The following is a 13,910-nucleotide window of genomic DNA, read 5'->3' on the forward strand; positions in this document are numbered from 1 at the left end:
TCCGTCTGATTAGACAAAGTGAGGTGCCGCACTTATGCGGCACCTCACTCTGCTCGAGGTCGTTATTTCAGAACGAGCTGCGCGTAAACCACGTAATTGTCGTCGAATTCACCTGTTTTCGTGTCATAACCGTCGCAGGTGATAAGCCGCAGTTCAGATCCCGCGGTGTTGCCGTATACCTTCTCCGTCGGGAAATCAGTCTTTGCATACTGCTCTCCGTAATCAATCTTAAATTCGGCCGAAGAGCCGTCATCGCGCTTGATCCTGACTAGATCACCCTTCTTGAGGAGGCGAAGCTTAGCGAAGACACCTGCACCGCCATCCGTAGCGTTAACGTGTCCGTAGATAACGGCGGGCCCACGTTCACCTGGGCTCGGCGACCCGTTGAACCATGCTGCCGGAGCTCCGGGCTCGCCCGGTGGTACTTCCAGCGTTCCATCGGAACGCAGGCCCAAGCTGATCAATTTGGACTGCTTAGCCAAGGATGGAAAGTCAATAGATATGGGGACGGAAGCAGGCAAAACGTCTTTTGCAGCGGTTGGCGGTGGTGATGCTTGTACAGGGGAAGCCGGGGCCGCAACGGTGCTCACGGCGTTTACGGCTTCGGTCGAACCAGCGCTGGATGCGCAGCCTGATAGCAGGAGCAGGGCGACCGCCGCAGACACACAGCGGTATCTGCGGCGGGCGCTTGTGGAGCTAATCATTTTCAATCAGGTCCTGGAACCCTGCGGCTAGCTCGCGATTCGGCGGCGTACCACGACTGTCCCGGCTGCAGCGGCCGAAGCCAGACCAGCCAGCGCCAGGAGGCCCATACCGTTGTCGGTCTTCTGCTCGACACCCGTCGGGGCGGCACCAATAGGCTTCTTTGCTACCTGGGCCTGTCCCTGCACTGGAGCCTGGGCTACCGCTGACCCCTCGCCACCCTGTTCGCATCCAATGCCGTCCTTGTCCCTGTCGAGGTTCGGAGCGTAGTTCGGCGAGCTGGCAGGAATGTTGTACTGGCCCGCAGCTGCTGCTTCAGTGCAGTTAGCAAATGCTGTGCCGACTACAGCGCTGGCAGGGGTTGCCGTCAGTGCTGAAAGTCCAGCCACTGCCGCTACTGCCAGGATTGAAAGGCTCTTCTTCATTGTCCCCATTTTTTCTTTTATCCATAGGTAAAGAGTCGGCCGCGAAGGCACGGGGAATGACAGGTCTGGCACCCCCATAACCAGCTTGGCCTGCCTCTAATTGGCTTTTGCCATGCAAGTTATATCAACGCTCAAAAATCTAAACCAAATGTGACATCTGAAATGCGAATATGAAGGCGCGCCGACGTCAGTGGCGAATGTGATAGCGGGGAGGCCAGCTTCAACGCCCAGTTTGTAGTGTTCGAACACTTAGCCGTTGGTTGGGGGCACCAAATGAAATCTCGTAAACCTTCGAAGTTCAGGCGCCCCGGGTTGTTTATTCGACCGGGGAAGACGGACTTGGCGCTCAAGGAGAAGCGCCTTTTAAACTATTTGCCGTTCGCCGGCGTGATGCGGCCTACCCGCCAACCTCCGCCACCTCAACGTGGACCCCCGCGTCCCGGAACTTCTGCACCTGGGCGGGGTCGGCGCCGTCGTCCGTCACCAAAGTCCAGGGCAACGCCAGGCGCGCCCACGCGTGGAAGGGCCGCAGGCCGAGCTTCGAGGAGTCGGCCAGGACGTAAACCAAACGCCCCCGCCGGGCCATGAGCTCTTTCAGCCGGGTCTGGGCGTGGTCCGCCTCGCAGATGCCGTCCTCGGCGGTGACGGCGTCGGCGCCCAGGAACACCCTGTCAAAGCTCATCCGCTCCAGCGCCGCCTCAGCCAGCGGCCCCACGAAACTCTGCGACACGCCCCGGAGCCGGCCGCCCAGGCAGTCCACCTCGATGCCCTCCGAATCGGCCAGCTCCTGCAGGGTGTTGATCCCCGGCGTCGTGACAGACAACCGATCAAACCCCCGCAGCTCGTGCGCCAGCGCACCCGCTGTTGAACCGGCGTCGAGCAGGATGTTCTCCCCGGGCTGGATCACCGAAACTGCCCAGCGGGCGATCGCGTGCTTCTGCTCGAACGCCTCGCCCGTGCGCTGCCGCAGCGACGCCTCCGGGTGCGCGCCCAGCGCCATCGCCCCGCCATAGGTCCGGGCCAGCCGGCCCTGGGAATTCAGCAGCGCCAGGTCGCGGCGGATGGTGGACGCGGTCACCTCGAACTTGGCCGAGAGCTCCTCCACGGAGGCCAGTCCGCTGGTCACGGCAAGGTGGTAGATCTCCTCGCGCCGCGCGTTTGCGCTGAGCATTCCCGGTCTCCTTCCCGTGGGCATGGCGGTGGCAGTGCTACCCATGCTAGTTCCGGCCCCCACTGAATCCGCGCGTTACACGGCCACGGCCGGCCGGGTGGCCATCTCCGCCGCCTGGTGCAGCGCCTCCACCATGGACCGGGAATCGGCGATGTTCTTCCCGGCGATGTCGAACGCGGTGCCGTGGTCCACGGACGTGCGGATCACCGGCAGGCCCACCGTGATGTTCACGCCGGCCTCGATGCCCAGCACCTTCACCGGCCCGTGCCCCTGGTCGTGGTACATGGCCACCACCAGGTCGTAATCGCCGCGGCCGGCCAGGAAGAACAGGGTGTCCGCCGGCAGCGGGCCCACCGCGTTGATCCCGTCCGCCTGCGCCGCCTTCACGCCCGGCTCGATCTTCTCCGCTTCCTCGCCCTGGCCGAACAGGCCGTTCTCGCCCGCGTGCGGGTTGATGGCGCACACGCCGATCTTCGGGTTGGGGATGCCCGCCCGGACCAGCGCCTCGTGGCCGCGGCGGATGGTGCGCTCCACCAGGTCCGGGTTGATCTTGCGGATCGCATCCATCAGCCCGATGTGCGTGGTCACGTGGATCACCCGGATCTTGGGCGTGGAGAGCATCATGGACACTTCCTCCGTGCCCGTCAGGTGCGCCAGCAGCTCGGTGTGCCCGGGGTAGATGTGCCCGGCGGCGTGCAGCGCCTCCTTGTTCAGCGGCGCGGTGCAGATGGCCTGCACCTTCCCGGCCATCGCCAGCTCGCTGGCCACCCGGATGTACTCGTAGGCGGCGTGCCCGGCCACGGGGGAGAGCTCGCCCCACGGCAGATCCTCCGGAAGCAGGTTCAGGTCGATCACGTTCACCCGGCCCGGCGTGAAGACCGCGTCCTCCACGTCCTCGATCACCTCGATGTCCGCCTCGACGCCCACGATCTTCGCCGCCTGGCGCAGGCGGAGCGCGTCGCCCACCACCACGGGCCGGCACTCGGCCAGGATGCCCGCATCCAGCACCGCCGGGACGATTACCTCCGGGCCGATGCCGGCGCCGTCGCCCATGGTCACGGCCACGTAGGGGAGGGGCTGGTTCTTGGTTTCTTCAGTCATGGTTGCTCCAGGTTCTTGGGAAGTCGTGCGGGGAAGGGTGTTGGCGGGATTGTTCGTGGGCTGGCCGCGGCGCTCCCGGATTGCGTCGTAAAGCTGGGTCAGGGCCAGGTCGTCGCCGAAGCTGCCGGGCTTGGTGCCCACCAGCGTTCCGTCGTCGGCGCGGCTCAGCACGGCCCCGTGCTGCACCGCCGCGAGCGGCACCAGGCTGGAGCGGCCGACGGCGTCCAGGACTTCCCGGGCCGTCTCACCGCCGGTGAGGATCAGGTCAGCCGCGGTCGCCTTGGCTGCCTCGGCCGCGAAGGCGGACAGGGCCCGGACGATGCCTGCCGCCTTCGCCGGGTCCACCTTCGCGGCAGCCAGGGTGACGGCAACGTTGGCGCCGGCCTGCAATTCCTGCCGGACCTGGGCCAATTGGGAAGCATAGGCGTCCTTGGCGCCGGCATACAGCGGGTGCAGCCGGACCACCGTGAAGCCCTGGGTCTCAAGCCGGGCCAGCTGCGCCTGCGCGGTCGTGGAGGCGGAGCCGACGACGGCGAGCACCGGCCGGGCGGTTTCCTGCGGCTCCGCGGTGGTTGCGTCCGCCGCTGCCACACTTTGCGCATTTCGCGCACCTTGTGTCGCCAGCCGTTGGGCGAGGACATCGGCCGCCCCGCCGGTGCCCACCAGCACGATGCGGCGGCCGCCGGCGGAGAAGTTTAGGTCCAGCAGGGCGTCCACCACGTGCTCCAGATCCTGAACGGTTTCGCCGTCCGTGACCACGAGCTGCGGCTGGTTGGAGTTCAGCAGCCCGGCCAGCGTGCTGGTCAGCGACCCGGACCGGACCATGGCCAGGTCCAGGGTCTGCACCAAGGCCGGATCAGCCGGGCGCAGCAGCGACGGAATGTCAGCCGGCGGGGCCGAAAGCTCGGCCTGCCACAGCTCCGTTTCCGCCAGGGGAGTGCCGGCAACCAAGGGCCGGCCGTCCACTACGGAACGCCGCAGTTGGGGGAGCGCCCCCGCCACCACAGCATGGAAACCACGGCTGGTCAGCGCGGAAACCTCGCTCCGGATGTTGCCGCGCCACAGGGAGTCCATCTTCTTGAACAGCACCTGCGCGCCCGACGCCTCAGGACCGGAGAAGGCGTCCTTCACCAGCGCCTCGGCGGATGACCCGGACAGCCCGCGGGAGTGCGTATCGGCGACCACTACATCGGCGACAGGCCCTCCCAAGGAGGTGCCGCCGTCGTGCGTTACCGACGTAGTACCCGCGCCCAGGAGGACCTGCGCGGTCAGTCCACGTTCCACAAAGCAGTAGCCAACCTCGGCGGCGCCGGAGAAATCGTCGGCCTGCACAAATACGGAAGCCACGCTGCTCCTCTCGTCCGTAGTCGGCTGGGATCCCGCCACGCAGCGGGAAGCTCCCCATCATCATGACACGTTTGCGCGTTTCACGCTAGAGGGGTTGCGCAAATCGCGCAGGGGTGGCAAAGTGATGGACACAACATTCGGCGCAGCCCCTTCCGGCCAGCAGCCGTCCCCCCCAACCTACCGAGAGGTCAACGATGACCGTTCTTCCTCAAGGAAGTGAGATTTCCCGCCGCCGCCTGCTGCAGTTCGGCGCGGCCGCCGGGTTTCTGCTGGGCACCGGCAGCCTCGCCGGCTGCGCAGGCCCCACCGGCCTCCCCGGACCCAGCACCCTGACCCTGGCCCTCAACCGCTCGTTGGTCAGCCTGGACAACAAGCTCAACCAGTTCGACGCCGCCGTCACCGTGCAGCGCTCCGTCCGTCAGGGCCTCACCGCCATCGGCCCCCAAACCAAGCCCGTCCTGGTCCTGGCCGAACGCTTCGAGATGACCGGCCCCACCGAATGGACCGTGCGCCTGCGCGAGGGCATCCGCTACTCGGACAACAGCCCCGTCAAGATCGAGGACGTGGCCACCGCCCTGAAGATGTACAAGGCCGTGCAGGGCTCCTTCGTGGCCGGCTTCTTCCCCGAATTCCCCGAGGTTGTCCCCGTGGATGACCGCACCTTCACGATGGTCACCAAGAAGCCCGTCCCCATCCTGGACTCGCTCATGAGCATGATCCTGATCACCCCGGCCGCGCAGAACAAGCCGGAGGAACTGCAGGAAGGCCTGGGCACCGGCCCCTATGTGGTCACCAAGTACAACCGCGGCGCCGGCACCTACAGCCTGGAACGCAACAAGAACTACTGGGGCCCCGCCCCGGCGATCGAGAACGTGGAGGTCCGGTTCCTCCCCGAGGAATCCAGCCGCGTCATTGCCCTGCGCAGCGGCGAGGTGGACGTTATCGACTCCATCACCCCGGACTCCCGCGAACAGTTGGCCGGCCTTCCCGGCGTCAAGCTCCAGGAAGCGTCCAGCCTGCGCCTCAACCAGATCTTCTTCAACTTCCGCAAGCCCGGCGGACATCCCATCGCCGACCCCCGCGTCCGCCAGGCCCTCAGCATGGCCATCGACGGGCACTCCCTGGTGAAGGATGTCCTGGTGGACTCGGTCACCCAGGCCGAAGGCGTCACCCCGTCCAGCCTCACCGGCTACCACAAGACCGGCGAATACGTGTACGACCCCGAGAAGGCCAAGGCCACCCTGGCCGAACTCGGCGTCAAGGACCTCACCCTGAAGATCATCTGGGAAACCGGCGAGTTCGCCTCAGACACCTCCGTGATGGAAGCCCTGGTGGAAATGTTCGGCAAGATCGGCGTGAAGGCCGAACTGCAGCAGTTCGAACCCGGCGGCAACATCATGGCCTGGCGCCAGGGCAAACAGGGGGACTGGGACCTGCTGGCCAACGGCTACCCCAGCCCCACCGGCCTGGCCATCACCATGCTCCAGGGCATGTACGCCGGCACCCCCGAAAAGGAAGCCACCCGCGACACCTACCAGGGCTACGTGATCCCCGAGGTCACCGCCAAGATCCAGGCCGCCTCCGCCGAAGCGGACCCGGCCCGCAGGACGCAGTTGCTCAACGACGCCCAGCAGGCCGTGTGGGACACCTGGCCCTGCGCCTGGGCATTCGTCCCCAAGTCCGTCCTCGCCCACCGGGAGCGGGTGTCCAACATCAACCTGGCACCCACCAACTCCTACCCCCTCGTTGATGTCCGGCTGGAGGCCTAAGCCATGACGAACTACATCCTCAAACGCCTGGGACAGGGCCTGCTCACCGTGTTCCTCACGGTGTCCACCGTGTTCATCCTGATTCGCATGGCCCCCGGCGACCCCGCCGTCTCCTACGCCGGGCCGCTGGCCACCAGCGAACAGCTCGCCAAGGTGCGCGAGCAGTTCGGCCTGGACAAGCCCCTGCTGGAGCAGTACTGGATCTTCCTGCAGCAGCTGTTCACCGGCAACCTGGGCCAGTCCTACTCCTTCCAGGCCCCCGCCATGCAGGTGGTCTTCGAACGGCTGCCCTACACCCTGACCCTGGCGACGTCGGCAATCCTGCTGACCGCCGTCGTCGCCATCCCGCTGGGCGTGTGGATGTCCCGCCGCCCGGACACCGGCCGCGAGTTCGGCGTCAACGTGCTCACCATCGCCGGGCAGTCCATGCCCGACTTCTGGACCGGCATCATGCTGCTCACCGGCTTCGCCGTGCTGATTCCCATCTTCCCGGCCTCCGGCTTCGCCACTTGGGGCGGGCTGGTCCTGCCCACCGTCACCATCGCCATCCTGCAGATCGCCCTGATCTCCCGCATGGTCCGGCGCGAAATGACCAACAACCTGGCCGCCCCGTACCTCACGGTGGCCCGCTCCCGCGGCGTGAAGAACTCCGCACTGACCTGGCGCTACGCCATGGGCAACTCCGCCATCCCTGTCTTCACCGCCCTGGGCACCCGGTTCGCCGCGATGCTCAACGGCGTGGTGGTGGTGGAGGTGGTGTTCGCCTGGCCCGGGGTCGGCTCCCTCATTGTGCGGGCCCTCGAAACCCGCGACTACCCCCTCATCCAGGTAACGGTCCTCATCACCGCGCTCCTGGCGGTGGCTGTCCAGCTGCTCATCGACCTCGCCTACCCGCTCCTTGATCCCCGCGTTCGTCTTGGAAAGGCGGCCACAGCATGAGCCTCGACACCGCAACCCCCGCCGCTGCCGGCACCCCGGCCCGGCAGCCCAGCCCCTCCGCCGTCACCAAGGCGGACATCGCCCGGGCAGGCGCCACCCGGCGTCGTAAATCCGCCCAGTGGAAGCTCATTGTGGGCACCGTCTGCACCCTGCTGGTGATCATCCCGATCATCCTGGCCAACGTGCTCCCGCTGCCCGACGCCAACTTCCAGGACCTCGCCGCCCGGCGCCTGCCGCCGCTGACGGACGGGCACCTGTTCGGCACCGACCAGCTGGGCCGCGACCTGCTCTCCCGCGTGCTGCACGGCGGCCAGGTCTCGCTGACCATCGGCGTCCTGGCGGTGCTGGTCTCCGGCGCCATCGGCGTGATCCTCGGCGCGGCCGCAGGCTACTTCGGCGGCTGGGTGGACACCATCGTCTCCCGGCTCCTCGAAGCCCAGATGTCCCTGCCGCTGCTCATGATGCTGCTGCTGGTGGTGGCCCTGTTCGGCCCCTCCATCCCGGTCATCACGTTCGTGATCGCCATCGCCCAATGGCCCGAAGTTGCCCGCCTCACCCGCTCCATGGTGCTGGTGGAACGCGAAAAGCCGTACGTCTCCGCCGCCCGGATCCTGGGCCTGCACCGCATCCAAATCCTGGTCCAGCACATCATCCCCAACGTCATCAAGCAGGCAACCCTGGTGGTCCTGCTGCTGCTGGCCCAGGCCGTGCTGCTCGAATCCGCGCTGTCCTTCCTGGGTGCCGGCCCGCAGCGGCCCTTCGCCACCTGGGGCCGGATCATCTCGGACGGCCAGGACTACATCACCACTTCCTGGTGGATGGTCACCCTGCCCGGCCTGGTGATCGTGCTCATGGTGGTGGGCGTCAACCTGCTGGGCGATGGCCTGCGCGACCGTCCCCGCCGCAAGAAGAAGGGTGCCTGACATGGCTACGTACAAGGAACAGCCGCTGCTGGAGGTCCGCGACTTCCAGGTGGAGCTCATCACGGACACCGCCATCATCCGGGCCGTGGACGCCGTCAGCTTCAGCATCCACCGCGGCGAGACCGTCACCATCATCGGCGAGTCCGGTTCCGGGAAGTCGACGACGGCGATGGGCATCCTCCGCCTGCTGCCCGAGGACCTGGCGGTCCTGTCCGGCACCGTGGTGATTGACGGCGTCGACATCTCCGCCGACCCCAAGGCCATCGACAAGGTGCGCGGCAGGACCCTCGCCCTGATCCCGCAGGATCCGATGACAGCGCTGAGCCCGGTCCACTCGATCGGCAGCCAGCTGTTCGAGGCGATCCGGATCGCCGGCGCCGCCTCCGCCAAGGACAAGGACGCGCTGCAGGCCCGGGCCGTGCGGCTGCTGGAGCAGGTGCACATTCCGACGCCGGAGAAGCAGCTGAAGAAGTACCCGCACCAGCTCTCCGGCGGCATGCTGCAGCGCGTGCTGATCGCTATCGCGCTGGCGTCCGAGCCGCAGCTGCTGGTGGCGGACGAGCCGACGTCGGCCCTGGACGTCACCGTGCAGGCCGGCATCCTGGACCTGCTGCTGGAACTGCAGGAACAGCGCGGCATCGGCATCCTGATGATCACCCACGACCTCGGCGTGGCCCGGCTCATCTCGGACCGCATCCACGTGATGAAGGACGGCTCCTTCGTGGAGTCCGGCGAGGTCCAGCAGATCGTGGACCACCCCGCCACCGAATACACCCGGTCCCTGCTGGCCGCCGTACCGGTGCTGGGGGCGTGGGACGAAACGCCCGCTTCCTCAACCATCTCTGACCCAGCCCCTTCTGACCCAGCCCTCACCCAGACCGGAGCAAAGCCATGACGAAGCCGTTCCTCGCCGTCGACAACCTGGTGGTGGACTACCACGTGCCCGGCGGCACCTTCAGGGCCGTGGACGACGTCTCGTTCTCCGTGGACAAAGGCAAGACGATCGCCGTCGTGGGCGAATCCGGCTGCGGCAAGTCCACCGTGGCCAAGGCGCTGATGCGGCTAGTCACACCCACCAGCGGCTCCATCACCCTGGACGGGACGGACATCGCCGCCATGAGCGAAGCCAAGCTGCGGCCGCTGCGCTCCAAGTTCCAGATGGTGTTCCAGGACCCCTACGGCTCGTTGGACCCGCACATGACCGCGCAGGAAATCGTCGCCGAGCCGCTGAAGCTGCAGGGCGTCCGCTCCAAGGCCGAACGGCATGCGGCGGCGGCGAAGCTGATCGACCAGGTGGGCCTGCCCGTCCGGTCCCTGGAGAAGCGGCCCTCCGAATTCTCCGGCGGCCAGCGGCAGCGCATCGGCATCGCCCGGGCGCTCGCCTCCAAGCCTGAACTGCTGGTCTGCGACGAGGCCACCAGCGCCCTGGACGTCTCCGTCCAGGCCCAGGTGCTGCGGCTGCTGAAGTCCATTCAGGACGAAACCGGCATCACCTACGTGTTCATCTCGCACAACCTGGGCGTGGTGCAGGAGATCAGCGATACCGTCATGGTGATGCAGCGCGGCAAGCTGGTGGAACTTGGCACCACGGAGTCCGTCCTGACCGCCCCCAAGGAGGACTACACCCGCAAGCTCCGCCGCGCGGCACTGGACCCCTCCACCATGACCGGGCTGAAGCCGCGGCACATCGTCCGCTCGCTGGCCCTGGCCAACTCCTAACTTTTTCAAGAACGCAACCACGAGGAATCTACACATGAGCACGCAGCCCGAAGGCGCCCAGGTGGACGGCCTGAAACTCCCCATCTCCCGGCTGGTCCTGGGAACCATGACCTTCGGCGACACCGCCGACGAAGCCACCGCAGGCCGGATGGTGGAGGAGGCGCTCGACGCCGGCATCACCACCATCGACACCGCCAACGCCTACGTCGGCGGGGTCACCGAGGAGATGCTCTCCCGCCTTTTGAAGGGAAAGCGCGACGGCGTCATCCTGGCTTCCAAGGCCGGCATGCCACACGCGGACCACGGCTCCAATGCGCCCCTCTCGCCGGAGGGGCTGCGGGCCAGCGTGGAAGGCAGCCTGCGCCGGCTGGGCGTGGACAGCATCGACCTGTTCTACCTGCACCAGCCGGACCGGGCCACACCCCTTGCCTCGACTCTTTCGACGGTTGCCGAGCTGGTTGCGGAGGGGAAGATCGGCGCGCTGGGCGTATCCAACTTCGCGGCCTGGCAGATCGCCGATGTCATCCACACGGCGCGTGAAGTGGGGGCGCCGCGGCCCGTCGTCGCGCAGCAGCTCTACAACCTGGTGGCCCGCCGGCTGGAGGAGGAATACCTCGAGTTCGCCGCCACCCACAACGTGCACACCATGGTCTACAACCCGCTGGGCGGCGGCCTGCTCACCGGCAAGCACAGCTTCGAGGCCAAACCCACCGAGGGCCGCTACGGCGACTCCAAGCTCGCCGCCATGTACACGCAGCGGTACTGGGACAAGCAGCTGTTCGACGCGATCGGCGAACTGTCCCGCATCGCCTCCGACGCTGGTGTTTCCCTGGCGGAACTGTCGCTGCGCTGGCTTGCCTACCGGCCGGGTGTGGGCTCGATGCTGCTGGGCGGATCCAAGGTGGAGCAGCTGCGCGCCAACATCGCCGCCGTGGCCAACGGACCGCTGCCGGCCGACGTCGTGGAAGCCTGCGACGCCGTGGGCACCTCGCTCCGCGGCCCGATGCCCGCCTACAACCGCTGATTTTCTCTGACTGAACCGACACCTGAAGGACTGTGATGACCTCCCAACTGGCCCTCGAATTCGCCCGCAAGATCCGCGCCCGTGAGCAGGCGGTGGGCTACTGGGCCGTGCTGGACGCGCCCGTGGCCACCGAACGCGTCGGCCGGCTGGGCTACGACTACGTTGCCCTGGACGCGCAGCACGGCATGCTGGGCTACTCGGGCGTGCTCAACGGGCTGATGGCCATCGACGCCGGGCACACCGCCGTCGGCATGGTCCGGGTGGAGGCCAACGACTTCACCGCGATCGGCAAGGCGCTCGACGCCGGCGCCGTGGGGGTCATCGTCCCGCTCGTCAACAACGCCGCCGACGCCGCCGCCGCCGTGGCCGCCGCCAAGTACCCGCCGCTGGGCGGCCGCTCCTACGGCCCCATGCGCTCCGCCCTGCGGATCGGGCCGAAGCCCGCTGACGCCAACGCCACCACCCTGGTGTTCGCCATGATCGAGACCCCCGAGGGCCTGGCCAACGTCAAGGAAATCTGCGCCACCCCCGGCCTGGACGGCATCTACGTGGGCCCCTCCGACCTCTGCATCGCGGTGGGCGGGGCCTTCCCCGGGGATCCCGCCGTCGACACCGAATTCAATGCCGCGCTGGAGACCATCGCCGAGGCCGCAGCGTCCGCCGGGATTGCCGCAGGCATCCACACTCCCGCCGGCACCGTGGCCAACCAGCGCCTGGCGCAGGGCTACAGCTTCGCCACCATCGCCTCGGACCTGACGCACCTGGAACAGATCGCCAAGTCCCACCTCGACGCCGCCCGCTCCACCGCCGGAACCAAGGAAGGCCAGTAACCATGACCACCACCACCGACGAGTACAGCACCATCACCCCGGACGGCGTTGTTAAAACAGCCGACGGCGCCGACTTCGCCTACCTGCCCGCGCCCACGGTGCAGAGCCACGCGGCCAACCTGCTGACCCTCCCGGACGGCCGGCTGGGCTGCGTCTGGTTCGGCGGCACCCAGGAAGGCGTGCCGGACATCTCCATCTGGTTCTCCACCCTGGAACCGGGCAGCAGCCAGTGGTCCGAGCCGCAGCAGCTGTCGGAAGACTCCACCCGCTCCGAGCAGAACCCCATCCTCTTCACCAACACGGACGGCGCGCTCTGGCTGCTCTACACCGCGCAGAAGGCGGGCAACCAGGACACGGCCGAGGTCCGCCGTCGTATCTCCCTGGACAGCGGACGCACGTGGGGCGAGGTGGAGACCCTGTTCCCGGCCAACGAAACCGGGGGCGTGTTCGTCCGCCAGCTGCCCGTGGTGCTGCCGTCCGGCCGCCTGATCATCCCGATCTTCCGCTGCATCACCACGCCGGGGGAGAAGTGGGTGGGCAACAGCGACGACAGCGCGGTGATGATCTCCGACGACGCCGGCGCCACCTGGACCGAGCACGTCCTGCCCGGCAGCCTGGGCTGCGTCCACATGAACATCCAGCCCGTGGCCGACGGCTCGCTGCTGGCCCTGTTCCGCAGCCGCTGGGCCGACTCCATCTACGAATCCCGCTCCACCGACGATGGCACCACGTGGAGCGAGCCCGTCCCCACCGAGCTGCCCAACAACAACTCCTCCATCCAGTTCACCGCGCTCGCCGACGGCCGCCTGGCCCTGGTGTACAACCACAGCCGGGCTGAGGCTTCTACGGAGCGGCGCCTCTCACTGTATGACGAAATTGACGACGACGGCCTGGCCGAGGAACAGGGGCAGGTCGCCGAACCGGATGCCTCGGCATTCGTCGAGGACGACGGCATCAAGCGCGCCTTCTGGGGGACGCCGCGCTCGCCGATGACCCTGGCCATCTCCGAGGACTCCGGCCGCACCTGGCCCATCCGCCGGAACCTGGACGTGGGGGACGGGTACTGCCTGTCCAACAACTCCCGTGACGGGCTGAACCGCGAGTACTCCTACCCGTCCATCCACCAGGGCCCGGACGGTGCGCTGAACATCGCGTACACGTACTTCCGGCAGGCCATCAAGTTCGTCCGGGTGGACCCGCAGTGGGCGTACGAGGGCACCACCACTCCGGGCGGGGATTCGTGACCAGGCACGCGGTGGTCACGGGCACCAGCTCGGGCATCGGCAAGGCCATCGCTGCGAAACTGCTGGCCGACGGCTGGAAAGTGACGGGGCTGAGCCGGACCGAGTCCGCCCTGGACGGGAAGTTCGAGTGGCTGCAGGCTGACCTGTCCGAGCCCGAGTCCCTGGCTTCCGCGGTCTCTTCGCTGGAGCCGGCGGATGCCTTGGTGCACGCCGCGGGGTTCCAGCGGACGGCGCACTTGGGTTCCCTGGACCCGGCGGCCCTGGCGGGGATGTTCACCGTCCACGTGGCAGCGGCGTCGGTGCTGGCGAATGCCTTGGTGCCGTCCATGCCCGACGGCGGCCGGATCGTCCTGCTGGGCAGCCGCACCTCTACAGGGATGCCGGGAAAGAGCCACTATGCCGCCACCAAGGCTGCGCTGATGGGGCTCGGCCGGACGTGGGCGCAGGAGCTGGCGCCGCGCGGGATCACGGTGAACGTCCTCTCCCCGGGACCCACCGACACTCCGATGCTGAACGACCCCGGCCGCGCCGCCACCCCTGTGAAGCTGCCGGCCCTCGGTGCGCTGGTGGACCCGGAGGACGTGGCCGCCCTGGCCGCGTTCCTCCTGGGCCCGCACGGCAAGTCGATCACCGGCCAGAACTATGTGATCTGCGGCGGTGCCTCCCTCTGACACCAGCACTCGAATCGCCGGAACGCTGCCGGGACGCCGGAACGG

13 protein-coding genes are annotated in these 13,910 nt (G+C 67.4%); 9 read left to right on the top strand and 4 right to left on the bottom strand.

Annotated features, from left to right (window positions below; all coding sequences use genetic code 11):
- Positions 1 to 62 precede the first annotated feature (62 nt).
- From AC3IMC_RS06210 to pdxA, 4 genes are all read right to left on the bottom strand, one after another.
- Positions 63 to 590 (bottom strand): class F sortase, encoded by a 528-nt coding sequence (locus tag AC3IMC_RS06210; protein ID WP_490917524.1) that lies wholly within the window; start codon positions 588 to 590, stop codon positions 63 to 65.
- 141 nt (positions 591 to 731) lie between these two features.
- Positions 732 to 1,127 carry an excalibur calcium-binding domain-containing protein gene (locus AC3IMC_RS06215; RefSeq protein WP_490917525.1) on the bottom strand — a complete coding sequence of 132 codons (396 nt, stop codon included), beginning with the start codon at positions 1,125 to 1,127 and terminating at the stop codon, positions 732 to 734.
- A gap of 397 nt (positions 1,128 to 1,524) precedes the next feature.
- Positions 1,525 to 2,298: a DeoR/GlpR family DNA-binding transcription regulator gene (locus AC3IMC_RS06220; protein WP_490917526.1), complete on the bottom strand. Its 774-nt coding sequence runs from the start codon at positions 2,296 to 2,298 to the stop codon at positions 1,525 to 1,527.
- Between the two features lie 75 nt (positions 2,299 to 2,373).
- Positions 2,374 to 4,746, bottom strand: coding sequence for a 4-hydroxythreonine-4-phosphate dehydrogenase PdxA (gene pdxA, locus AC3IMC_RS06225; RefSeq protein WP_490917527.1), 2,373 nt, complete (start codon positions 4,744 to 4,746; stop codon positions 2,374 to 2,376).
- A 194-nt stretch (positions 4,747 to 4,940) separates the two neighbouring features.
- On the opposite strand from pdxA, the gene AC3IMC_RS06230 reads away from it, so the two are divergent.
- Genes AC3IMC_RS06230 through AC3IMC_RS06270 form a run of 9 tightly spaced genes read left to right on the top strand, consistent with a single transcriptional unit; the run spans position 4,941 to position 13,865 of the window.
- Entirely contained in the window at positions 4,941 to 6,515 is a 1,575-nt protein-coding gene (locus AC3IMC_RS06230; RefSeq protein ID WP_490917528.1) for an ABC transporter substrate-binding protein, read from the top strand.
- A 3-nt stretch (positions 6,516 to 6,518) separates the two neighbouring features.
- Complete coding sequence (locus AC3IMC_RS06235; protein WP_490917529.1) at positions 6,519 to 7,454, top strand: ABC transporter permease; 936 nt, start codon at positions 6,519 to 6,521, stop codon at positions 7,452 to 7,454.
- Positions 7,451 to 8,377, top strand: a complete 927-nt coding sequence (locus tag AC3IMC_RS06240; RefSeq protein ID WP_490917530.1) for an ABC transporter permease — start codon at positions 7,451 to 7,453, stop codon at positions 8,375 to 8,377. The genes AC3IMC_RS06235 and AC3IMC_RS06240 overlap by 4 nt, the downstream gene beginning before the upstream one ends.
- 1 nt (position 8,378) lies before the next feature.
- On the top strand, positions 8,379 to 9,272 hold the full coding sequence (locus AC3IMC_RS06245; RefSeq protein ID WP_490917531.1) for an ABC transporter ATP-binding protein: 894 nt from the start codon (positions 8,379 to 8,381) through the stop codon (positions 9,270 to 9,272).
- Positions 9,269 to 10,096, top strand: coding sequence for an ATP-binding cassette domain-containing protein (locus tag AC3IMC_RS06250; RefSeq protein ID WP_490917532.1), 828 nt, complete (start codon positions 9,269 to 9,271; stop codon positions 10,094 to 10,096). Before AC3IMC_RS06245 ends, AC3IMC_RS06250 begins: the two co-directional genes overlap by 4 nt.
- A gap of 34 nt (positions 10,097 to 10,130) precedes the next feature.
- Positions 10,131 to 11,120 carry an aldo/keto reductase gene (locus AC3IMC_RS06255; RefSeq protein WP_490917533.1) on the top strand — a complete coding sequence of 330 codons (990 nt, stop codon included), beginning with the start codon at positions 10,131 to 10,133 and terminating at the stop codon, positions 11,118 to 11,120.
- 35 nt (positions 11,121 to 11,155) lie between these two features.
- Positions 11,156 to 11,950, top strand: a complete 795-nt coding sequence (locus tag AC3IMC_RS06260; protein ID WP_490917534.1) for an HpcH/HpaI aldolase family protein — start codon at positions 11,156 to 11,158, stop codon at positions 11,948 to 11,950.
- A gap of 2 nt (positions 11,951 to 11,952) precedes the next feature.
- Complete coding sequence (locus tag AC3IMC_RS06265) at positions 11,953 to 13,194, top strand: sialidase family protein (RefSeq protein ID WP_490917535.1); 1,242 nt, start codon at positions 11,953 to 11,955, stop codon at positions 13,192 to 13,194.
- Entirely contained in the window at positions 13,191 to 13,865 is a 675-nt protein-coding gene (locus tag AC3IMC_RS06270) for an SDR family NAD(P)-dependent oxidoreductase (protein WP_490917536.1), read from the top strand. The genes AC3IMC_RS06265 and AC3IMC_RS06270 overlap by 4 nt, the downstream gene beginning before the upstream one ends.
- Positions 13,866 to 13,910: the final 45 nt, after the last annotated feature.

The sequence above is a fragment of the Arthrobacter sp. E70 genome (genome assembly GCF_058266945.1).

Bases quoted from the DNA above. Each gene is read 5' to 3' on its own strand.
- AC3IMC_RS06215 (WP_490917525.1), bottom strand. From the start codon at position 1,127: ATGAAGAAGAGCCTTTCAATCCTGGCAGTAGCGGCAGTGGCTGGACTT.
- AC3IMC_RS06220 (WP_490917526.1), bottom strand. From the start codon at position 2,298: ATGCTCAGCGCAAACGCGCGGCGCGAGGAGATCTACCACCTTGCCGTG.
- AC3IMC_RS06230 (WP_490917528.1), top strand. From the start codon at position 4,941: ATGACCGTTCTTCCTCAAGGAAGTGAGATTTCCCGCCGCCGCCTGCTG.
- AC3IMC_RS06235 (WP_490917529.1), top strand. From the start codon at position 6,519: ATGACGAACTACATCCTCAAACGCCTGGGACAGGGCCTGCTCACCGTG.
- AC3IMC_RS06240 (WP_490917530.1), top strand. From the start codon at position 7,451: ATGAGCCTCGACACCGCAACCCCCGCCGCTGCCGGCACCCCGGCCCGG.
- AC3IMC_RS06245 (WP_490917531.1), top strand. From the start codon at position 8,379: ATGGCTACGTACAAGGAACAGCCGCTGCTGGAGGTCCGCGACTTCCAG.
- AC3IMC_RS06250 (WP_490917532.1), top strand. From the start codon at position 9,269: ATGACGAAGCCGTTCCTCGCCGTCGACAACCTGGTGGTGGACTACCAC.
- AC3IMC_RS06255 (WP_490917533.1), top strand. From the start codon at position 10,131: ATGAGCACGCAGCCCGAAGGCGCCCAGGTGGACGGCCTGAAACTCCCC.
- AC3IMC_RS06260 (WP_490917534.1), top strand. From the start codon at position 11,156: ATGACCTCCCAACTGGCCCTCGAATTCGCCCGCAAGATCCGCGCCCGT.
- AC3IMC_RS06265 (WP_490917535.1), top strand. From the start codon at position 11,953: ATGACCACCACCACCGACGAGTACAGCACCATCACCCCGGACGGCGTT.